General features: G+C 39.6%; 16 protein-coding genes and 2 pseudogenes. 6 read left to right on the forward strand and 12 right to left on the reverse strand.

All coding sequences use genetic code 11. The annotated features are described in order from the left end of the window. Positions 1-19: 19 nt before the first annotated feature. Positions 20-2,065 carry a CRTAC1 family protein gene (locus BCU57_RS07770; protein ID WP_102435822.1) on the forward strand — a complete coding sequence of 682 codons (2,046 nt, stop codon included), beginning with the start codon at positions 20-22 and terminating at the stop codon, positions 2,063-2,065. Here BCU57_RS07770 and BCU57_RS07775 read toward each other — a convergent pair. Then, positions 2,062-3,165 (reverse strand): annotated as a pseudogene (locus BCU57_RS07775) (acyltransferase family protein). The gene BCU57_RS07770 and the pseudogene BCU57_RS07775 overlap by 4 nt on opposite strands. A gap of 218 nt (positions 3,166-3,383) precedes the next feature. Between BCU57_RS07775 and BCU57_RS07780 the strand changes: the two are divergent. Then, the gene (locus BCU57_RS07780; protein WP_102435828.1) at positions 3,384-3,563 is read left to right on the forward strand and encodes a DUF6435 family protein; all 180 of its coding nucleotides are present in this window, start codon (positions 3,384-3,386) and stop codon (positions 3,561-3,563) included. Positions 3,564-3,728: 165 nt separating this feature from the next. Here BCU57_RS07780 and aldA read toward each other — a convergent pair whose 3' ends face one another. The 5 genes from aldA to BCU57_RS07805 form a co-directional block, all read right to left on the reverse strand. Next, complete coding sequence (gene aldA, locus BCU57_RS07785; RefSeq protein ID WP_102435838.1) at positions 3,729-5,177, reverse strand: aldehyde dehydrogenase; 1,449 nt, start codon at positions 5,175-5,177, stop codon at positions 3,729-3,731. Between the two features lie 4 nt (positions 5,178-5,181). After that, a complete protein-coding gene (locus BCU57_RS07790) occupies positions 5,182-5,946 on the reverse strand; it encodes an SDR family NAD(P)-dependent oxidoreductase (RefSeq protein ID WP_102435830.1) in 765 nt (254 codons plus the stop codon). A gap of 12 nt (positions 5,947-5,958) precedes the next feature. Next, positions 5,959-6,990: a zinc-dependent alcohol dehydrogenase gene (locus BCU57_RS07795; RefSeq protein WP_102435832.1), complete on the reverse strand. Its 1,032-nt coding sequence runs from the start codon at positions 6,988-6,990 to the stop codon at positions 5,959-5,961. Positions 6,991-7,000: 10 nt separating this feature from the next. Beyond that, positions 7,001-8,110 carry a mandelate racemase/muconate lactonizing enzyme family protein gene (locus BCU57_RS07800; protein ID WP_102435834.1) on the reverse strand — a complete coding sequence of 370 codons (1,110 nt, stop codon included), beginning with the start codon at positions 8,108-8,110 and terminating at the stop codon, positions 7,001-7,003. Positions 8,111-8,555: 445 nt separating this feature from the next. Then, positions 8,556-9,437 (reverse strand): helix-turn-helix domain-containing protein, encoded by an 882-nt coding sequence (locus BCU57_RS07805; protein WP_102435836.1) that lies wholly within the window; start codon positions 9,435-9,437, stop codon positions 8,556-8,558. Between the two features lie 454 nt (positions 9,438-9,891). On the opposite strand from BCU57_RS07805, the gene BCU57_RS07810 reads away from it, so the two are divergent. Continuing rightward, the gene (locus BCU57_RS07810; RefSeq protein WP_413211417.1) at positions 9,892-10,164 is read left to right on the forward strand and encodes an alcohol dehydrogenase catalytic domain-containing protein; all 273 of its coding nucleotides are present in this window, start codon (positions 9,892-9,894) and stop codon (positions 10,162-10,164) included. 7 nt (positions 10,165-10,171) lie between these two features. On the opposite strand, the gene BCU57_RS07815 is transcribed toward BCU57_RS07810, so the two are convergent. The 4 genes from BCU57_RS07815 to BCU57_RS07830 form a co-directional block, all read right to left on the reverse strand. Continuing rightward, complete coding sequence (locus tag BCU57_RS07815; protein WP_102440683.1) at positions 10,172-11,383, reverse strand: IS256 family transposase; 1,212 nt, start codon at positions 11,381-11,383, stop codon at positions 10,172-10,174. Between the two features lie 506 nt (positions 11,384-11,889). After that, on the reverse strand, positions 11,890-15,477 hold the full coding sequence (locus BCU57_RS07820) for a VCBS domain-containing protein (protein ID WP_102440085.1): 3,588 nt from the start codon (positions 15,475-15,477) through the stop codon (positions 11,890-11,892). Positions 15,478-15,541: 64 nt separating this feature from the next. Beyond that, a complete protein-coding gene (locus BCU57_RS07825; RefSeq protein ID WP_102440084.1) occupies positions 15,542-18,604 on the reverse strand; it encodes a TonB-dependent receptor in 3,063 nt (1,020 codons plus the stop codon). Positions 18,605-18,916: 312 nt separating this feature from the next. Beyond that, positions 18,917-19,837, reverse strand: a complete 921-nt coding sequence (locus BCU57_RS07830; protein WP_413211451.1) for a polysaccharide lyase family 7 protein — start codon at positions 19,835-19,837, stop codon at positions 18,917-18,919. Between the two features lie 589 nt (positions 19,838-20,426). Between BCU57_RS07830 and BCU57_RS07835 the strand changes: the two genes are divergently transcribed. From BCU57_RS07835 to BCU57_RS07845, 3 genes and pseudogenes are all read left to right on the forward strand, one after another. Beyond that, positions 20,427-20,603 (forward strand): hypothetical protein, encoded by a 177-nt coding sequence (locus BCU57_RS07835; RefSeq protein WP_413211418.1) that lies wholly within the window; start codon positions 20,427-20,429, stop codon positions 20,601-20,603. 286 nt (positions 20,604-20,889) lie between these two features. Next, positions 20,890-21,141 carry a tyrosine-type recombinase/integrase gene (locus tag BCU57_RS07840; RefSeq protein WP_241903453.1) on the forward strand — a complete coding sequence of 84 codons (252 nt, stop codon included), beginning with the start codon at positions 20,890-20,892 and terminating at the stop codon, positions 21,139-21,141. 94 nt (positions 21,142-21,235) lie between these two features. Beyond that, positions 21,236-21,433 (forward strand): annotated as a pseudogene (locus BCU57_RS07845) (IS91 family transposase); the annotation flags it as partial. Between the two features lie 293 nt (positions 21,434-21,726). On the opposite strand, the gene BCU57_RS07850 reads toward BCU57_RS07845, so the two are convergent. Together BCU57_RS07850 and BCU57_RS07855 are read right to left on the reverse strand one after the other, a co-directional pair. Further along, positions 21,727-22,326, reverse strand: a complete 600-nt coding sequence (locus BCU57_RS07850; RefSeq protein WP_102436318.1) for a hypothetical protein — start codon at positions 22,324-22,326, stop codon at positions 21,727-21,729. Positions 22,327-22,528: 202 nt separating this feature from the next. Further along, positions 22,529-23,506, reverse strand: coding sequence for a transposase (locus BCU57_RS07855; RefSeq protein ID WP_413211452.1), 978 nt, complete (start codon positions 23,504-23,506; stop codon positions 22,529-22,531). Positions 23,507-23,563 lie beyond the last annotated feature (57 nt).

A 23,563-nucleotide genomic window follows, 5' to 3' on the forward strand; every position in this document is an offset into this window, starting at 1 on the left:
CTCATACTAAGGACGGACAATGCTCGCTACAAAACAGACTACATCGCACTCCAATAATCGGGCCATTAAGCCCCATTTATGTGTTGGGTTAAGTACCATTGCTTTATTACTCGCAGGTTGCTACTCAGTTACCAATGCCGATACACCTAATAAGTTAATCGTCCCCCAATTTTCAAACGTAACGAAGCAAGCTAAGTTAACCTCGGTACCAGCATGGAAATATGGTGGTCCAAGTGTCGCTGATATTAATAATGATGGACTTTATGATTTTGCTTTAACTAATCACGACTCGACACCTATCCAACTCTTTACTGCAAATTCTGATAAGCAAACATATCAACTGCAAGCTGCGCCCTTCCCTCGAGCAGATGCCCATGGTTTAGCATTTGGCGATTACGATCTCGATGGAGATAGCGATTTGTTAATCGCACTTGGGGGGGGAAACGGCACATCACCACAACCACAACGGTTATTACGTAATGATAATGGCAAGTTTGTAGACGTCACCTCAAAAGCAGGACTTGCTGATATGGGCGCTCGAGGCCGTACAGTAAGATGGATAGATATAGATTTAGACGGTGATTTAGACTTTTTGCAAATTAACGCCGAACAAATGAGGGGAGAGACTATTCCAAGAAATATCATTTTTGAAAATTTAGGCGATGGCACCTTTACCTATCGAACAAGTCCCGCTTTTGAACATTTAGATGCAGAACGTGTTTTAGTCAGTGATATTAATGGCGATAACATTGCCGATCTATTGGCGTTTTCCCCTTACTCTCCATTGAGTGTTTGGTTAGGTAACACCGATTTTCAATTTACTGATGTGTCTACAGCCTATTTAAGTTCTGAATCAACAAACCCTTCAGCGATAAATAATATTAGAAATGTCATGGCAATGGCTCAAACTGATATCGATAACGATGGTGATATGGATTATTACTTAGCGAGAGGAAAAGCACACTATCAAATAGCAAATAACGCTGTTGATTTTGATGCGACAAAGCAGCGGTTAGATCTACGTGATGAAGGCAATAAGAGCCACGATGGTATTAGCTTTAATGCTATTGGAGATATAACCCTAACTGATTTTTATCACTTTCCACGAGGTGCTAAAAAAAGAACATTGCCGTTATTTTTGGGGAAAAATAAGATCGCCAAAGATACACCGACGAATGAATTAATTGTTAGCCCCAGCCAAGCCATTGGGTTTCCAGATGTGATAGAAAAAAGTGGGTGGTATTTAGGTTATATCACTGAAACAGATGATAAAAATACGCAGGGGGAATGGCGCTTAGAGTGGTTACTAGAAGACAATTTTGCGTGGGATATTAGAGCTTCTGTCATAGGTGTTAATGCGGTCACCCCTGACTGGGAACCGCAAAACCTAAATGTCGCTGACATTTTATTAAGAAATGATAATAATCAACTGGTCGACATCAGCGATCAACTTCCCTCACAGAGTCAAAGTAATAATTGGGGCGTTATTAGTGCCGATTTTAATAACGACAGCCATAATGACTTTTTTGTTTATCGATTTGGCGGGTTAAATCAACGTATCAATGATGTGATGCTCCTTAATACGGGTGAAAATGAATTTAACGCTAACGAAACTCATAATGCCACAGTATTGAGTGTTGATAATATAGAGACTCAGGCACACGGGGATATGGGCAGCGCTTTTGATAGTAATCAAGATGGCTTTGTCGACATACTCAGTGGAGACGATGATAATGGCAACTGGTATTTATTTCAAAATACCCTACCGACTATGGCAAAGCTGCAGCAAAACGCTAATCATCTCACCGTTCATGTTGGTTACTCGGCAAAAGGCCTCGACCCTATGGCTGCTGAAGTCACCATAACAACCGCACAAAAACAACAATATCAATGGATTGGTTCTACCAGCGCCAGCCACTCGCAAAGCCTTAATAATATTGTTCACTTTGGTTTAGGTAAAAATACACAAGTAGATAAAGTGGTAGTCCGATGGCGTGATGGTACTGAGCAAATTCAGCACCACCTACAGGCTAATTCAAAAGTGAGCTTTGGACAAAAACCTTAAGCGCCGATCAATTTCCGAGAATACTTACCTGTGATCTTTTGTATGATCCAGGTAAGTAACATGCTCATCAGAATTGACCCAATTAAACTAGCCAAGCCTAACAAACCGATTTCAACTGCTGATCTTGTCGCTATTACCCATGTTTGTGCTGCGTAAATTATCCATCCCATGCAATAGACATGTATGAAGTACACTGAAAAAGCCATGTCTCCTAAGCGCGATAAAAACCTGAATACGTAATTACGTAGCTTATTTGACTTACGTTCATTAATATATCTAAACCTAGACTCGTATTTAACATCGCAAACGCTATCTAACCACTGCATAACTAAACCTGCGAATAATAATTTTTGAACATAGATTAATGACTGCCTCATCGAGAACCAGCCAAACTCAGGATAATCGGTAAAATAACTCAAACAAACCAATATACTGCTAATCACAACGCCACTGAATACAGCAATTTGGTAGCGCTTAAACCATGCCAATACTTGCTGATAATAACGCCCCACGAATAAACCTACCGTGTACGCACCAATAAAATAAACAAAGGTTTGTGGTTTTAAAAAATCTGGAAAAGGACTCCTGGAGATGACTAGCGGCGATAACATGATTAACACACTAATAATAACGCGTTTATTGTTGTTAATCAGGTGCCATAAAAACGGTGTTAATAAATATAAGCTTAATAGCACCGGTATGTACCATAAGTGAATGTTAGCTTAACCATAGAGTAGTGCCATTGCAAAAGCCGTAAAACCACCTGAATTACCTTCCCAACCGCCATATAGAGAGTAATAAAATAGTGAGATAACCGAGTATGGCAATACTACATTTAATAACTTATTTTTGTAGAAGCTTAAATAGGATCTACCTGATAACACTAAACTAAATAACAACCCTGATATCAATGCAAAAAACAGTGTTGAGCCATGAAACAGAGATTCTGTTACTGCAAATAAAGTTTCTAAGGCAGCACTATCTAACTGCCCTGTCCAAAAGATCATAAATGACCACGCATGCGCGCCAACAATCGCTATGATGGCAAGACCTCTAAACAAATGTAGTGGTTCAATGAATGGTGGTTGTGATGTTTGCATGGAACTGAACAGCCTTAATTAGCCAACCCTTAAGTATTCAGTAACCTAGATTGATAATGACGATAATTCAACCACAGAGCCTATACATACGATTGTAATCAAAATTTATTTAGCTTTTGTAAACTATTTCAGCGTTTAACCGTATAACCCTTATATGTGACATGCACAGCCTGAGACTCATTCTGTATTGTCGTTAAACGAAATCTAAGGACTCTGTTATGTTTGGTATGTTTAAACGAAACCCCGTTAAACAATTACGTAAGCAGTACGATAGTAAACTTGAACAGGCAATGCATGCCCAAAGAAAAGGGGATATTAAAGGTTATGCTGAGTTAACATCAGAATCTGAAAATATCTGGCAGCAAATTGTCTTGGCTGAACGACAAAAGTCGGCTTGAATAATTAACAAAAAAGCCAATCGAACGAATTCAATTGGCTTTTTGCTTCTTAATGTTCAACAGAGCTATATCAAACAGAGTTATATTAACTAGTCACTTTAGCCATCTGTTACTTAAACCATCAGAGACTTCTTAATCAAAGACGATAAGATTTAGCGTTCTTTCTTACGCTTCATTAAAGTATACGGTTTTCTTTTCAACATACTGCTCTAAACCATACTTACCGTCTTCACCACCAACACCACTCATTTTCCAACCATTATGGAAACCTTGATGTTGCTCCCCTAACCCACGATTAACATATACTTCGCCAACTTCCATTTCTGCAATAGAGCGGTGAATGTAAGCCAAGTTTTTGGTGTATAAATACGCCGACAAACCATACTCACTATCGTTGGTATAAGTAATAGCATCATCAATGCTGTGAATTTTAATGATAGGTAATACTGGGCCGAAAGTTTCTTCATGAACCAAAATATTATTCTGCTCTACATCTACCAGCACTGTAGGCTCATACCAGTTTCCGCCTTCAAAACCTGCAACCTCAGCAATTTTCCCACCGGTAGCGAGTTTCGCGCCTTGCTTAATGCTTTCTTCAACCAAACTGTGAATATTGTTAATCTCACTTTGATTAACTTTTGGCCCCATATCAGAACTTGGGTCCATTGGGTTACCTACTTTAAGTGCTTGCACTTTAGGGATAAATTTAGCAATAAAGGCATCATAAACATCGGCGTGAACATATAGACGTTCTGCGCAGGTACAAACCTGACCACAATTAGCAAAACGTGCAACTACGGCATCGTCGACGGCTTTATCTAAATCAGCATCTTCCATCACAATAAACGGCGCTTTGCCCCCAAGTTCTAGCATCACTGGCGTGAGATGCTTGCTACTGGCCTGATAGATAATTTGTCCAGCACGGGTACTACCCGTCATGGTTATCAACTCAGTAATAGGGCTTTCACATAAATGTTGGCCGACAATAGAGCCACTACCATTAATGATGTTCAGTACACCTGGTGGTATACCTGCTTCATTAGCAATACGACCTAACTCCATCGTTGCAAGGGGCGTTTCTTGAGTCGGTTTAACAACAATACTGTTACCCGTTATCAATGCTGGGCCAATTTTTCTGCCAGCTAATGCTAACGGAAAATTCCACGCGGTAATCGCAACCACAACACCTTTAGGTACTTTATGGATGTAAATCTTTTCGTTTTCATTATCAGAAGGTAAAATATCACCTTGTAAGGTCAACGCATTATCACAAGCATATTCAACAAATGTCGCAGTGGCATTCACCTCCATGCGGGCGACATCAATCAATTTACCTTGCTCTTTTACTAAGAGCTCTGCTAATGATTCGGCGCTAGCTCGTATACCATCAGCAAATTTACGTAAGATAACGGCACGTGCTCTCGGGGTCTTTTTCGCCCAAAGCTTTTGAGCCTGCTGAGCAATTTCTAATGCATCTTGCGCATCATCAACACATCCTTGCGGAATAACACCGACTAACTCTCCAGTACTAGGTGAAAATACTGAAATAGTGCCATCAGATTTTGACGGTACGTACTCACCATTAATAAAATTTACGTTATTTCTAATTTCCATGACTTTATCTTCCCATCCAACCGCCATCAACCAACAAAATACCGCCATTCATATAATCAGAAGCTGCGGAAGCTAAAAATACTGTCGGTCCTTTAAAATCATCAGGAGTTCCCCATCGCCCTTGTGGGATACGATCTAAAATAGATTTAGAACGCACAGGATCATCACGCAGTGCTTCAGTATTATCAGTGGCAATGTAACCTGGTGCAATAGCATTAACATTAACGCCTTTACCAGCCCATTCGTTTGCAAGTGCTTTTGTTAGCTGACCAATAGCACCTTTACTTGCTGCATAACCAGGAACAGTAATACCACCTTGAAATGTTAACAATGAAGCAGTGAAAATAATTTTACCTTCACCACGTGCAACCATTTCTTTGCCAATTTCACGGCTTAAAATAAATTGAGAATTTAGGTTTATCTCAATGATTTTATCCCAGTATTCATCACGATGCTCAGTTGCTGGCTCGCGTAATATAGAACCCGCATTATTCACTAGAATATCAATATTTGCATGCTGCGCTTTCACTGTTTCGATAAAGTGATAAAGACTTTGTCTATCTGAAAAATCACATTGATATGGATAGAATTTTTTACCAGCCGCTTGAACATTTTTTTCCACATCAGAACCTGATGCAGCAAGACTTGCTGATACACCAATGATATCAGCGCCAGCTTCAGCGAGCGCTTCTGCCATTGCTTTACCAATACCGCGACTGCAACCCGTGACTAAGGCAACTTTACCTGTTAAATCAAATTTATTAAGCATTTTGTTACCTTATTAACCGTTTAGTTTTTCTTCGCATGAAACCAGTGCTTTCATACCTATTGGATTATTATCCATACTAGCAAAAGCATTACTAATATTCTCTAAGTCACTGATAGATGTGATGAAAGGTTCTAAATCTATCTTACCAGCAGCAACAAGTTCAATCGCCATATCAAAATCAGCATGTTCGTATACTCGTGCACCTAGCAGCTCAAGTTCTTTCCAGAAGAATTGGAATAAATCAACTTGTGGTTTTTGAGCATGAATGGCCACCATGCAAATACGGCCTCTAACTGCCGCTACTTGAACCATTGAATCGACAGCAGGTTGTACACCAGAAACTTCAAAGACCACATCTGCGCCCTTTCCATTTGTCCAATCTTGTACGTATTCTGCTAAGTCTTGCTCGATTGGGTTAACCGTTGGGATATCAAATTTATTTGAAAAGCTGCGGCGACTTTCATTAGGCTCTGAAATGATCACTTCAGCCCCGACTGATTTAGCCACTAACGCAACAAGTTGACCAATAGGACCGCCACCAATAACAACCGCTTTTTCACCTGCTTTAAGACGTGAACGTGAAATATCATGACAAGCCACTGACAATGGTTCAATTAACGCGCCTTGCTTCAAACTTACGTTAGCGGGCAGTTTGTGCAAAGTGCGCGATTTAACAGTCCATGAATTTTGAAAAGCGCCCGGAGTATCAATCCCCATAAACTTAAGATTTTGACATACATGCGTATGGCCAGCATCACAGGCAGGACAATCACCACACCAATCTAACGGACGCACAACAACACGTTCACCGACGCTGTATCCACTGACATTTTTGCCTAACTCGGCGATGGTGCCAGATATTTCATGACCAATGGTATGCGGCGGATTAACACGTTGATCCATTACGCCGTGATAAATGTGCATATCAGTACCACAAATACCAACATAACCTACGTTCAATCGAACTTCATCGTCTGCAGGAGCAACTGGTGAAGCCTCAATAATTTTGAATGACTTGTTACCTATATATTGAGCAGCTTGCATATAATTTACCTTATGAACTCATTTTTAAATGGGGTGTTAATAACGCATCGTCAAAGACAACACCGGTACCAGCAATATTCGGCGCAACAGCTTTGCCGTTAACAATTTTTAGCGGTGTTGTGGTGTATTCATCGATGGGGAATGAATGGACTTCTAAATATCCAGAATGGGGTTGTGACGCTAACAAACTCACGTGTAACTCATGCATGCCATGACTACAAACAGGAAGATTATTGGCATAAGCTAACTGTGCCACCATCAAAAATCCGGTAATGCCGCCAATGTTAGAAGCATCTGGTTGTAAAAAACCTAATTTTGATTGTTGGATTGCATAGGTAAACTCATGAATAGTATGTAAGTTTTCTCCCATTGCGAGGGGGATACTAGTCGCATCAGCAATGTCAGCATAACCTTGATAATCATCTGGAATGGTCGGCTCTTCAAACCATTTAATGTCGCAATGAGTAATAGCATTAGAGAATCTGATTGCTTGCTCTTTCGTCATTGAGTAATTGGCATCAACCATGAAGATACGATCTTGACCTATTAGCTCTCGAACAGCTTCAACGCGCCTTACGTCTTCTTTGTAATCGGCTTTACCTACCTTGATTTTTACTGCTTCAAAGCCGCGATCTAAATAACTTTGAATATTATTAAGCAGTTTGGGCTGGTCAAAATTTAAGTCGATGCCACCAGCATAACAATTGACAGTATTACTATGACCACCAGCGACTTTCCAAAGTGGCAAGTCTAAGTTTTTACATTTGATGTCCCATAATGCGATATCAACAGCTGAAATAGCGAAACTCAATAAACCACCACGACCGACATAATGAAAATGCCACTGCATTTCATCCCATATCGCCATGATATCTGCTGCGTCTTTACCTAATAACAATGGTTTCATTTCATCATTAAGTAATGAATAAATAGCTCTCCCCCCTTTACCACCGGTATAAGTGTAGCCAACGCCTTCAACACCATCAGCCGTTTTAATGCGGGTTAAGATCAATTCAAAATGAGTGTGATCGCCATGTTTTGCATCAGATAAAACCTCTGCAAGCGGTACTTGGTAATACTCAACCTTTATCGACTCAATCTTATTGGTCTGTTTTTTCATTAAATCACCCGTTACAAATACTAAAAACAGTTTATTGTTAACAATCTACACTGGAGCGATGGTTATGTAAAGTGAATGTTATGAGAGTTGCGGTAACTAATTCATCCTTTCGATGAATTAGTTACATCAGAATTGACAGCGGTTACCATTGCTTGCCAACTGGACGTGATAACAAGCCGCAAGGATGGAATTCAAACGCAGTCGATTTGAACTGATAACCATCATTTAATAGAGCGTTAAACTGGATTATGATAAAAAGTAAGTGGAATCATGTGACATGAATTTTGTGAATAATGCATGACCATATATGGTTAATTGAGGAAGGTGAGCCTTTTTAATTAACAACAGAGAAATTATTACAGGAAAACGACAGATAATTAACGGCAAGTAATTTAGAGCGGTAATTTAACCAAAGTCCGTTCTTTCAAACATCGATGTTTAGACTTCAAATACCGGTTAATTTAGTGCGCTGCATTTGGCTTCTATATTGTTTAGGGGTTATGCCAAAATGCTTTTTGAATAATGCGATAAAATGAGAAGGATTTGAAAAATTTAAATCGTAACTAATCTCAGTAACACTCCTATTGGTTTGCCCTAGTATGCGAGCCCCACTGTAAAGTTTGTGTTGTACAAGGTATTGAGAGTAATTACATTTAAAAGTTCGTTTAAACATCCGTGAAAAATACGAAGTAGAGATATGGCATAATGCTGCGGCTTCCACCAAAGTTAAGTCAACTAATTCTTGTTGTCTGAACAAATTTAAAATCGGCATTAACCTTTGATAGTTCTGACTAATAATCAGCGATTTTTTAGCATCATGTGATACGGGCTCCCCGTGTGCAACTAACCAAATAACAATTAACTTCAGTAGCGTTGCACTTTTAATACTGTGTGGGTCTGCAGCATAACTTTCTAATAACCAGCTAACTTGAAGCTTAACGTCTTGCCATTCTTTGGCTTTTAACCGTAAATGTAATCCATGCCGTAACATGGCTTCTTCATGATGAAGTTCGTTGTCGATTAAAAATTGTGGTAAAAATTGAATAATATGCCAAGATTTTGCGTGATCTGTTAACTCATAATCATGGGTTTCTAAAGCGGGTGTAAATATAACATCATGCGGTTGAATAGCAGCTTGGCCTTGAGAGTGAAAATAAGTCCCTTCTACATCTTCAAAGATGATGAATTCGTGAACTTGATGAAAATGCGTAAAACAAGAGTAGGCATCTTCAGCCTGATAACTCACTTGATGGACTTCGAACTGATATCCAGCTTGAATAGCAATGGGCTCACAATAAACATTGGTTGAAAATGTTGAACGACGCATAGTTCAGCTAATTCCTTTTATGAGCGTGTTGTTATGAACGTGTAGTTAAGATCGTTCATGGATAACATCATTATCAATGAACATTCGTAATGATGACTGTGTTGAGTGTTGAGTGTTGAGTGTTGAGTATTGAGTATTGAGTATTCAACGTAGTGCAAAAATATAATGTTTTTAACGAGTTCACTTATAACATTGTTGACAATTTAAGTCGGATCGTCAATAGCTGTTACCAATTCAACACTAATTAAGCTCTTAAAATAATGCCTTTTCCTGTATTCAGAACGCATATTAAAAACCTGTGCAGTCAATCATTGTTAATACCATCACTAAGCATTCAGTTCATTCATAAAAAGCAAATATATGATACTTAGTAACTTACTCATAACAGTTAGAGTGTTAGGAAAGTGATTCAATATCAGCAAACTTATATCCAAAACTAATTGTTGAAAACCTTATGAAACAAGCAAAAGCATTAATATCAAATGGCCGTGGTGACTACTCTGTTGAAACAATCATGGTTGGTTTACCAAAAGCTGATGAAGTCAGAGTGAAAATAAAGGCTGCAGGGCTATGTCATACAGATTGGGACTCTATCCACAACTGGAATAAAACATTTATTGTGGGTCATGAAGCTGCGGGAATCGTTGATGCTGTAGGAAGTGATATAAGTCATCTCTCTATTGGTGACAAAGTGATATTAAACGAGGGTGTAACAGATTCTGTGTAACTGCAATTTAGTTAATATGCTTCACAATTCTGTCTTCGAACTCAATAATAAATCGGCTCATCGCAGTACGCCAGTTTCGGATGGGCATGGTCCATTTTTTACTGGCTTCTTTTATCGCAAGGTAAATCATTTTCTTGGCCGAGTCATCATTAGGAAATACCTTACGTTTTTTCAACGCTCGTCTAATCACGCTATTTAACGACTCTATAGCATTGGTTGTGTAAATGGCCTTACGAATATCCTGAGGATAATTGAAAAACGTATTTAAGTTGTGCCAATGATTATGCCATGACTTGCTGATTTGGGGGTATTGCTCATCCCAGGTATCGCTGAAACGGTCTAATTCAAGTAAAGCTTCCTCCTCCGTTGTTGATTGGTAGATGCTTTTAAGGTCCGCAGTGACTGCCTTGTAGTCTTTCCACGATACGTACTTTAATGAATTTCTGACCATATGTACGATACAGAGCTGTACATGAGTATCTGGATAAACGGTATTGATAGCATCAGGGAAGCCTTTTAAGCCATCAACACAAGCGATGAGAATATCCTCAACGCCTCGTTGCTGTAGTTCAGTGAGGACACCTAACCAAAATTTAGCCCCTTCATTTTCAGCTATCCAAAGCCCCATTAGCTCTTTGTGACCTTCAAGGTTAATGCCTAACGCTAAGAAAATAGATTTGTTAATAACGCGCTTATCCTGACGGATTTTTACGACGATACAATCAAGGTAAACGATTGGGTAAATGGCATCTAAAGGTCGACTTTGCCATTCAATAACTTGCTCTAGAACGGCGTTGGTAACGCGAGAAACTAACGTGGGTGATATCTCTGCGCCGTACCATTCATCAAAGGCTTGAACGATATCACGAGTACTCATGCCTTGAGCGTAGAGCCACAATATTTTATCGTCCATAGAGGTAAATCTGGACTGGTGTTTTTTAACTAACTGAGGTTCGAAACTGCCTTCACGGTCTCGCGGCGTATCAAGCTCAAATTGACCATCTTCAGTTTGAATGCGCTTGCTGGTTTTACCGTTACGGCTATTAGCAGAAGTCGATTTATGGTGTTTCTCATAGCCCAGGTGGTCATCCATTTCGGCATTAAGAGCGGCTTCGACCGTTATCTTTTTGAGCATCTGACTGAATTGGTTTAAGTCTTCTGGTGTTTTAATGCTTTTAGCAGCTTCTTTAGCAAAAGCTTCAATATCTTTTTTGTTCATGAGTATCTGCCTATCCTTGACTCTCTATAGAGTACGTGTTGATAAGCAGTTACACAAAATTAGTTACAGTCTCTATTAAACTGAGGGTGCTTTGTTCTCGGCAATATGCTTTTCAATTCCACACGTATCAACCAAGTCATTATCTAATACTGATCAGTTAACAATTTTGGCCGATCTTTCAGGTACGGCATAAAGGTCTCTTTATTGTATGGTTGCCTTTCATTGAATTACCTCAAGCGCTCTAAAATCTTGATCTAAACTCTGTTATTTTCATTCACCTACTTGTTAAAAGCTTATAGCTGGATATTTAAAAAACTCGCTAAAGACGAAAAAAATAAAGAGGAAAAAATAGATACTTTGCTATTTATCACTTTAAAAAGAGCGAAAGTCGCATTCAAATAGCACACTTTGGTCTACAAAATAAGAACAAAAAATGCCGCTATCAATAAGCGGCATTTTTAACACATTGTTTAAAACATTAATTTACAACTGCAAGTTGATTAGCCTTATTGCACTGTTGCTTCGGCAGAACCAGAGTAAGTCGTACTTAGATCGTCACCCACAGCATAACTTTCGAAGTCCTCAGATAGAACCGCCGTATCTGTTGCATCATCAATCACGATATCATCAGCTAATAACTCTTTTGCTGACTCTTTCGAAGAGCTACCAATACGAATTTGATAGGTTTCTGTTGCACTGCCCGTATTAATGGCAACATAAGGGCCGTAGAACGTTGTGCCACCATCAATTGACACAGAATAACCTGTCGCAGTCCATTCAAGCACTACATTAATATCAGTATCATCTGTATACGTTAAGCCATCAATGATTTGCTGATCTTTATTTGCATCACGGTATTTAACGCTGCCATCATTACTTAAGACAATTTCGCCCGTTAAGTTACCTGAAGAAGCAGAGCCTCCGTAAACACTAATATAAGCAGTATTATCTTCAGAAACACCATCTGTAGCAGTAAAGCCAGCAATGGCTTGTAACTTAAGGGTTGTAGAAATAGAGCCTTCAGCAAGTGGGTCCGTTGTTAAGCGTAATTCAGCATCAGCGTCTGTTGTTGTATCAGCCATTCTGGCAACTTTATTTACACTACTTCCCGCTATGGTCATAACGGTTGCTTCAGCAGAGTTTGAGTAAGTCGTGCTTAAATCTTCACCTTCAGCAAATATCTCGAAGTCTTCAGACAGAACTGCCGAACCTGTATCATCAGCAATGACGATGTCATCAGCTAATAATTCTTTTGCTGACTCTTTCGAAGAGCTACCAATACGAATTTGATAGGTTTGTGTTGCACTGCCCGTATTAATGGCAACATAAGGGCCGTAGAACGTTGTGCCGCCATCAATTGACACAGAATAACCTGTTGCAGTCCATTCAAGCACTACATCAATATCAGTATCATCTGTATACGTTAAGCCATCAATGATTTGCTGATCTTTATTTGCATCACGGTATTTAACAGTACCATCATTAGTAAAGACAATTTCGCCCGTTAAGTTACCTGAAGAAGCGGAGCCTCCGTAAACACTAATATAAGCAGTATTATCTTCAGAAACACCATCTGTAGCGGTAAAGCCAGCAATGGCTTGTAACTTAAGGGTTGTAGAAATAGAGCCTTCAGCAAGTGGGTCTGTTGTTAAACGTAATTCAGCATCAGCGTCTGTTGAGGTATCCGCCATTCTAGCGACATTATTATCTCCAGTAGCAACAACAACTGTACCAGTGATTGTGATTACTAATTCAGCAGTAGTACCATCAAAAGATTCAATCGTAAAGGTATCTAATTCACTTTCTCCCACAACAAGTGCAGCAATCGTGGCGTCAGTGGTATCGAGGGTATAGGTCCATGAGCCATCATCTAATATTGATAATGTACCGTATGCACCCATTAAGGTTGTCTGAACAATAGAATCTTCGCCAACATCTGGGTCAAGTACACTTACAGCACCTGTTGCCGTTGCCTCATTACTTGCAATTCTTCCAGTTAAATCAAAAAATACTGCTGGCGTAGGTTCTACTGTGCCATCGCCTGCATCAAATACGATAACTTCTGAGTAAATAGCTAAGCCATACTTGCTGTCTGTACCATCTAAAGTTTCGCCTGCATCATAACCTTCAAAGTCATCTGAAAATATACTAGTTGTGCCAGCGGTATCAGAGAAGACCTCGATGTTATCAACATAAAAAGAACCAAAAGGAATCGTTCTATCATTATCACCGAATCTAAATTGGATAGCTTTCACGCCATCAGCGAACCACTGGTCTAAGCCAGTATAATCAGAGTCAACAACCGCTGCAGTAGAGAAAGAACCGCCACCAATCACTTCACCATCAATAGTCACGGTAATTTGTTCTGTTGCGTCTAAGTCCCATGTGATTTCTACATCATAAAACTGGTCTTCAACAAATGGTGCAGTGATTAAATTTCCAGGGTAAGCGTCACTGTCAGTATTTCGAACAAAGAAACGTGGATCAATTATAGTGCCGTCGCCTCCAGTTTGAGTTCCTTGAATACGTAAATCCATTAACGCTTCACTAGAACTACCAGAAGAACCATAAAGCGTAATATAAGCATCTTTAATATTTCCATCACTACCAAGCGCAACCTCTTTAGTGAAAGAAGCACTTAGTTTACCTTGACGAAGGTTATCAACGCTAAATCTAAGCTCACCCGTATCGCCGCCTGTATCGCTTATTTTTACAACCTGAGTAAGCGAAGCTACACGAATATCAATGTAAGCAGTGGTACCGTCAATAGAAGCGATAGTGATTGAATCTCTTACAGAATTACCTAACTCAAGGCTAGCCACTGTTTCGTTTGCAGTATTAACTGTATACGACCAGCTACCGTCAGCGCTGATACTAAATGTACCATAATCAAGTGCTACATCAGTTTGCGCAACAAAAGCATCTTCTTGAAAGTTTGGATCAATAATGGTTAATGAACCAGTTAATGGAAGCGTAGCAGTATGTTGAACAGTACCGCCCAATTCACCTTCAATGATTGCAGCAACAGGGTCATTGTTATAACCCACAGACGCGCCAATGACGTCAAGTAACGCTTCATCAACTGAATCAGCAACTTGTGAAGTAGTTTGCAAATTAATTTGTGCTGTCTCAAGTGTCACTAAAGACTCTTCAGAAAAAGAACCATCAGCGACGTCACTTGCAAGATCTTCCATAACGGTAGATAAATCTGCGTCTGCGTTGTCTGCATCAACTTGTGATAGTAGCGCTAGCACAGAACCATATCTATCAGCATCTTCAGCACCATCAGCGCCAAGTTCAACAGTACCAACTAAAGTAGGAAGCACTTCTGTTGTATCAAAACGAATACCAAAACGAGCATTAATTATTTTAGCTTCGTCAGCAAACTGGTTTAAATCACTACCCGCGTTTTGAACAGCCATTTCGGTTAAAGGAGAAACAACATAGGTAGGTGCTGGTAGTATAGTTTCCAGACCCGCTGCATCAGTCTCTACTATATTTTCAACTACATTCACTACAGATCTTAGTTGAGGAGCATCTAAGGTTAAACCTGTTGATTCGTCCGTATAAGTACCGCCAGTACATGCAATTAAACCTGTACCTTCGAAGTGTACGTCGCTAAATGTAACACCACCTGAAACATCAGAGGTTGCAGCAGCTTGTGCAGGAAGAACCGCAGCACCACTATCATCAACTTCAAATATGTCACAAGTTGCACCATCAATAGGGCCCTTAATAATGCTAGCAGAAACATTTAAGGTTGGGTTGATAGCAGGTGTAGATGCCCCAACACCTTCGGTAAAACCTGCCTCATCAGTATAATTAGCAGAAACAGAAATGACTGAACCCTCATCAGCTTCAGTAATGGTGATGGATGTACCAATAGCACCTGTTGACCATGCGTAAGTCAGTGTATCAGCTATAATTCCGTCAGCATCAGTAACCGTTGCTGAAAGAGTCGCACCAGCGATAAATTCGCTTCCGATTATTTCTATGCTCCCGCGAGTATTACCATCTATTTCAGCACCGTCATCACCGCCACAACCTAATAGGCCTGTCGCAATGATGAGCGGTATAAGTGATTTATTATTCATTTTTATGACTCCAAAAAGATTCTTTTTCCAAATTTAGCTTGTTTTATTTAAGTACTAGACTTGGCTAGTACTTAAAGCTGACACCTGCGAACAGGCGAGGACCGTAATCACTTACTTGACCCAAGTTACCTTGGGTATAGAAGTCATCACTGCGAGGCTCACTGAACAAGTTAATTGCTGAAACTTTAACACGAACGTGTTTATTGATTTTGTATGCAGCACGAGCTTCCCAAGTACCTGCCTCATCAACATAACGCAGTCTTGTGCCGTTAGAAGTGTATGGTTGGAAGTATTCGCTACGATACTTGTAGATAAGCGCAGTATCAAAATCGCCTATTTGATAGTAAATCTGGCCATTGAATACATGCTCAGAAAATCCTGGTACTGAGGCTGGAGGAACAATACCTACTTTATCCTGAACAACAACGCCATCTAAATCAGTCGTAAAGGTATTACCGTAGTTACTATCTTCAAACTCATAGTTTGTATCTGCCCAGTTATAGCCAAGCTTCACACCAATACCTAAATCCCAACGATACGAAAATGACGCTTCGAAACCATAAAGGTCACTATCTTCGTCAGTAGTGACTGAATTAGTAATAGGTAAAGCAACTTCCACACCGTCAACGATAAACGTCTCTAATTGTGTTTGCTGTTGGAAACCGCCATTGAATTGCTTGTAGTAAACACCTAACGCTACCATAGAGTCATCGCTTGGGTACCATTCAACAGCCGCATCATAGTTCCATGACATTAATGGTTTAAGTTCAGGATTACCTGCCCCTTGAGCCCCCACTAACAAGTCTTCAACTGATGTAGGATCATCTGAGTTATCGGTTAGGAATTCACGGTTATAACTTAGATCAGAAGGATCTGCACGTGACATACCTCGGTAAATACCAGCTCTGATGAGTATATCGTCATCATAATCAACAACTAAGTTAAAACTTGGTAATACTTCAGTGTAATCACCGCCAGCTTCAATCTGTTTAATATTACCGTTTGCTTTTAGTGCTACCTCACCTGTCGCCGGATCAGTGACAGTGTCAAAAGTGTCTCTAAAACCAATAGAAGTAACGTCAGTTTTCACGACACGAACACCAAAGTTACCACGAATAAATTTATCAAACATTTCAGTGTCGTAGTTAAGCATTGCGTAAGCAGAGGTAGTTTGTTCTGTTACGTCAATAGTACCCGTATTCTCGTATTCAACCTCTGGGTAGGCAAATTCGCCGCCTAAAGATGCTATATTTGCTTGAGCAAAACACTCGTTGTTATAAGTTGCCCACGAGGCGCCTGTACCGCTTTCTATCACATTGCCTGAACTGTCAACATTGGTGATAATATTACCGTCAGAAACACTGGATAAAAAATCAGTTTCAGGGAAGGCTATTTGACAACCTTCAAGTACATCGATGGCCGATGTTACTGATTCATCTAATTCATATTCGTCTCTAGAGCCATTACCGTTAGTGCTGCCGCCATATTGAACAAACGTTAGCTCAGAAACGCGAACACCAGCTTGAACGCTACTAAAAACATCACCGTCTAAAATATAATCAATATCAACGCGTGCACCCATAATCTCGTTGTCACGAACATTTTCTCTGTCTAGGCGGCTACGAAGATTACTCGTAAAGTTAGAGATATCAGTCACATCAAAATCTGTTAAGGTGAAATGCGGAATTTCGTCACCTAAGGCCCAAGAAAATGCGTTACCAGTCGAGCTAGTTCTTGCTCGGTTACTAATTTGTAGCTCTTCACGGCTGGTTTTAGAGTAGCCAAGGTCAACACTAATCTTTAGGTCATCAGAGAAAAAATGTTCGACGTTTAACCCGTAACCACGATAGTTTTCTTCACGTGAAAACTGCTCACCCGAAGATTCTATACGGTCTTCACCCGCCCATTGCAAAATACCACCAACATCATTTACAACAAGGCTTTCTCCCGTTACACCCGGTGTAACGCGCTTTTGTAAGAAGATTAAATCATGACGCGCTTCTGCTTGGGTACGATCTGAAATTTGCGCATCAAAATTGATATCCCATTTATTTGAGGGTTGGTATTGTAGAGCAAAGAATAAAGCGTCTCTTTCATCAGATGTTTCATTTTGACGGAAGCTTCGGCTTGAGCCAGTCCATGCGTATTCTCTGCCATCATCGACTGCAAGACCTGTTTCTGGATCAATTTTATTATTATAACCCGCGTTATCATTATTTCGCGGGTCACTGCTTGGATAAATATCGTCCTCACAATCACCACCTGTACTACGGAAGAAGCCAGTAGTAGTATCGGTTGGATCATTCAAACATGCCCACAAAGATGAACCCGTTGGGCTTGAGCTTCTATATTCAGCTTCTGGCTGGCTAATATCTTGACGTTGAAAACCTACACTCAAACCAAATGCTTGGCCGTTATCAAACTCAAATTGATCAACATAACTTAGTGTTCCACGGTAGCCCAAATCATCTTGAAGTGAATTGTCAACGTTTGCTTGGTCTGGGTTGTAGTTAGCTTTTACTTCAGCCTGAAAACGTTGCTTACCAAAATCTAAAGGCTTAAGTGTCTCCAGGGTAATAACACCGGCAACCCCACCTTCAATCATGGAAGCGTCTTGTGTTTTATAAATAGCTACTTTCTGCATCAGCTCTGATGGGAACTGAGAAAAGTTAACTGAACGGTCACCACTACCATTGGTCGCTTCACGGCCATTGATATGAGTGGCACTTAAGAATGGGCCTAAACCACGAATACTGATTTCAGTAGCACCACCATTTTCACGGTGAGATGATGCACCCGTTAATGATTCTAGCGCCTCACCAATTGAAAGTGCAGGTAAATCACCAATATCTGAAGCAGATAAACCGTCAACAACCGTGGTAGATTCACGCTTTATTGCAATTTGGTCTTGAATTGTTCTACGTGTACCAGTAACTACAACAACTTCTATATCATTATCAACTTTATCTAGATTTTCAGTTTCTGCTTCTTGTGCTATTGCCGAAAATGCAAAAGAACTGGTTACAGAAGTAAATGCAGCAAGCTTCATCCATTTTGCTATAGGTGAAAGCTTGAACTTCCCTATTTTATGGATGGGTTTTGTTTTTTTACTTAATTTCGTCGACATACCGTACTTCCCCTTAGTATTTTAATAAGCATGTTAATGCCATATATTGGTATATGTTTTTATTGCTAGCAGGTTACTGCCATTAAATTCTTATATTTATTATTGCAATCAGGTTACTGCCATTAAATTCTTATATTTATTATTGCAAGCAGGTTACTGCCATTAAATTCTTATATTTAAATTAGAGTTATATTAATTTCAACAGACGAAACCCAAACAAAAGTTTTAACCTATTAATTTAAATAAAAATATAACCAATAACTGTAGTTACGAGTTACGAGTTACGAATTTTAAATTGATGAGTTAACTGCGCTAAAATTTATACCCTTTATGCATGTTATGGATATGATAGAAAGTGGCTTGCACATAATCACCATCAGCGCCGTCATTGTTTTGATTATAAACACCCGCTTTAAAGTACATATACTGGTTACTAGCACTATAACCACTATCTTTCATATCGTAGTACTTAGTAATATTAGGCTTACCTTCCCTAATTATAGTGACGAACAACACTTCATCTTCGACGGAAATTTTATAAGAGAATTTTTCGTTTAAGGCGATTCCGTCATCAGGGTCTGACAAAGTATGTGAACGTGAGCCAATCATATTTATCCAAATATCATCACCATCATTTATTTCATGGGCAAAATAAATAGCCCCTTTCGAGTTGGCTGGTAATTTTCGGTAATATAAACGAATAGGTTCGTCATCCGTCGCGTGAATTTGCCCGATGACCACGCGTCCAACCTTTTTTATATCACCTGTGGTAGATACTCGGTTTATTGCCAAAGTCCCTTCCAAACTGCCTTCAACACCCCCAGTCTTAGCTTTCGCCGAACCATGCGCATTGCTGAAAACCCAGTTATTCTTAGTCAGGCCACCAGTTTTTATTCTGCTATTACCTCTACGTAGCATTTCGCGTAGTTCGGTTCTCGCATATTTTGTATTTTTTGAGGTCTTGGCACCTACGTTTGGGCAAGCGAATACCAAGCCACCATCATCTGCTGTATAAAAAAATGGCTTTAAGTCAAAGCCTTTATCTAATGATTTCTCATAGACGGTATCAGCTTTTTTATCTTTGTTGAGATCGGTTGGCAACGTTAACGACCAATCGAGTAAGTCAAAATTTTCACCTGGCTTTTTAAGCGGATCGAGTTTTGACAAATCCCCCAGTAAAACACCTTCAGCAAGGCTAGTGTGTGACTTAGGAATAAGCGTATTCTCCTCAATTTCCTGAGCATTGAGTGATGCGCTAAAAACAGCTAAAGCAAAAACTAGCAAAGGGAAAACGTCACACATTTTCTTTTGAATATGTCGGTAAGATTTATATGTGTTGATATTGGAATCCTTTATAATTTACGATCTCTTTGTTGAATATGTTCGTATATTGTTCGGCTTAACTATTTTCAAAGCTTACTTAGAATACCTATATGCGCAGCATATAGTGGCGCACCTACACATGAGCTTAACTAACCCTGAAAAACGTAATAAAAATAGGTAAGACTTTGCTTCTAATTAACACCAAAAATTATCTAATTTCGTTGTAAAAAGAAGCAGAACTCTTTGTTGTATATGATCAAAGAGCAATGATTAATTGTTACGCACAGAATCACACACAACCCACCCAGCACAGTCACATACTTAACAACCTGTTCACACCTGTAACTTTGCGTTAAACAAAATATAACCACCACAACACATCATTGTCAACCAAAAAAGCGTCGCAGGCATTACCAAAAATCAAAATTGGTAGTAACGATGACATAAAAAAGATTAACGCATTGGCTTTACATATTTCTCTCTCAATAGAAAAGACATAATGAACAATAACTTACAGGAGAGTCAGGCTGTTATTGTTGAATGGTTTTTATATTCACTACCAATGGATATGACAACATTACCAAATAACAGTACAAAGTTAGTCAGTGACTCAGCTGTATTTCAAACTCGCAAGGTGTTATTACCAATTTTTTGCGCAGGTATTACCAATAGATAATGTAATAAGATTACAGTTCAGAACTAATATGCAGATTATGAGCTGTACGATAATTCGTATTGATTGTGATTTATCATTAATGCTCTTGTTGAACAAAGCTGCGCTGTCAGGCGCATTAGTGCTGATTTCGATGCATGTCCTGATAACCTTTCAACCGATGATTTGAAGCGCTACTTTGCCAGTTTGATTGATTCACATTCATGGAGCACCGTGAAACTCGACCGTAATGGGTTGCACAAACACTTGTAAATAGGTCTATCGATATGTCCTGAACCAGCAATGGCAGTTGCTTAATATTGTTAAGCCGCCACAAGTCCATACACTGCCTGATACTCTTACGCCCGCAGAAGTCACTATCGTTATTAGCCTTACTCATAAGCTGCGATATCAAGTGTGCTTTCTCACCTTATACAGTATGGGATTGCGCCTCGGTGAGGCCATTTCACTGCAGGTTGGCGATATCGATTCACAGATGATGCAGGTGCACATTCGCAATGTTAAAGGTGGTAAAGGTCATTTTTTGCTCCTGCAAAAATGACATACATCACATCCATGTGATTAACAGGTTGGTGCCCTTGCCCAAACAGACCTTATTAGCACTGCGATATTACTGGCAAACGCATCGCCACCCACGGCTGATGCTAGCCGTTGCTGGCTCCGTGTTTGCGCCGCTGGAAAACACCATAAAAACGCAAGCTATACGACCTTGCCCATGCTGCCGACAACCGATGATATTTATGGGTTGCTGGCAACAAAGGAATGAAAAAGTGCATGCACGACTGACAAGCTTTTTTAGGCAAAAACCAACGACACCTAACGCCACTGTTTAAGCCGAGGAACTAGAAGGTTAACACTTAAGATGCAGAACAATAAAAGTATCAGGAGGTGCTAAGGCATTGATATTTGGGGGTAACGAAATTAGCTGACGATGCTAAGGGATCGATGCGGCTAGTAAAAAATGTTACGGCTCTGCACACATCGAAAAAGCGTAAGATCTTACGCCGGTCTCCCGTAACATAGAGGACACTATAAAGGTATCACTCGGGCTTATGATCCATAATCGAGAGTACACTTGGGATAAGGACGCGGCTACGCGCGGCCTATCCTTATCTGTTAGGCGTAATTAATCACACAAATCATCCGCACCGGAATACCATGACTCAGAAATATCACCAGATGGTTTTAAACGGAAACAAAGATTGATTTGGCTCTCGTTATAAAAACCTAAAACAATTGAGTTATCATCAGTGTTGTTGTCTAACTTAGGGAATAATGGGGCTATTTTAATAGCGAAGGTTGAACGATATATTTCTAAAAGTTCATCAGCATTCTTATATTCAAATTTATCGGAACCAGAATAAATACAGCCTAAAGTAAATTCTTTTCCTGAAGAACTTGTTCCGACAGATATGAACTCACAATCAACATTTGTTTCATGTTTTATATTTTCAACAAATGGTGCCATTTGTTCTTGGGCTTCAGCTAATTCAAAACCCGTTATTGAGAAACCTAAAATTCCACTTACGTAAAGTAGAGGGATCATTAGCTTTTTATTGCCTGTAAATGTTGTCCAAACAAGAATAAACGGCATTATAGGTAACAAAATTAATGTTAAACATCCTAATGGAGCACTTTTGCCACTGACATTAATTACTATGATTATTGAGCATGTTAACCAAACAAAAAAACAAATCACACCTAAGAGTAATACATAGCCACCCATTATTTTGAAGTTATAACATAACGCCTTTCATTTTGAGTTGCCAACACCAACATTCATTTACTGATGGGATTATTCCTGCCAAAGGACTGAATATTTCATCATTAATCACCAAAATTCACTCATAAACTAAATTCAACACAGCAAAAAAGCTTGATATCTATCAAGTGGGAAATGCTTTTATTTGAAATTAAGAAATGGTGTATTAAGCGCACAACCAGCGCTGACAGTTAGCTGCGCCCTGTCGTCGTTTTAGGTCTAAATGATCACAATAATCTGTTAATGCAGGCAACGCCCCCACCGCACCTTTGAATAAAGCGCCAAACTCAGTGGTGATTTTTAACCAGTTTTCAGCTGGTATATTCAATCGATTGAGAATATCCTGACTACTCGCGCTGATGGCGCCACGTTTATCATCACGAATAATCCGCCCTGTATCTTCAACCAGCACAATGTAGTCTTTAACACTAAACATCAGTCCATTAGGCATATTTAAACGTTCATTTCCTACAAATGGTAGTAACTCTTTTGGTTGCTCACCTTTAATCGCTGAATTTATGCGTCGTTGAATACTGGTGTAATCTGAAGTTTCAGGTGTTGCAGCCATTTGTGCGCGAATTGGATTCAAATCAACATACGCCATACAGGCGAGTACGGCCGCATCATCTAACAAGGCTTGAGATTTAAACCGCCCTTCCCAAAAGCGACCTGTACACTTGTCTTCTTTATTGGCCATTCTCGCAATCGGTTCACTCAAGGAACGCATAAACCAACTAATATCGGTTAAACGTTCTCGATATAGCCCAATACAATCATTAACCGTCTTTAATTCAAACTCATTAAGGACTTCACCTTTAACAAATTTATGGGTCAGCAAGGTGCCTTTAAAGCCTTTATGCCATTGGGTAAGCACATCTATATCAGACCATTCTTTGGCTTTATCCACATCGACTTTAAGCACCACATGTAAATGGTTACTCATCACGGCATAAGCACAAATATCAATCGCAAAAATCGTCGCTAATTCAATAATACGCGAATCAACCCACTCTCGGCGATGTTCATAGTTATCACCAGTCGACTTATCAAACCCACACAAAAATGCCTTACGTACCACACGCGAACAACAGTGGTAGTATGGCGTATCTTCTAAACTCACGAGTGTTTTTCTAGGTCTGGCCATCATTAATTACCGAAAATTAAGTAATAACTAAAGCCTAGTAGAGTGTTTAACATTTAG

The sequence above is a fragment of the Shewanella sp. 10N.286.48.B5 genome (genome assembly GCF_002874355.2).
Taxonomy (GTDB): domain Bacteria; phylum Pseudomonadota; class Gammaproteobacteria; order Enterobacterales; family Shewanellaceae; genus Shewanella.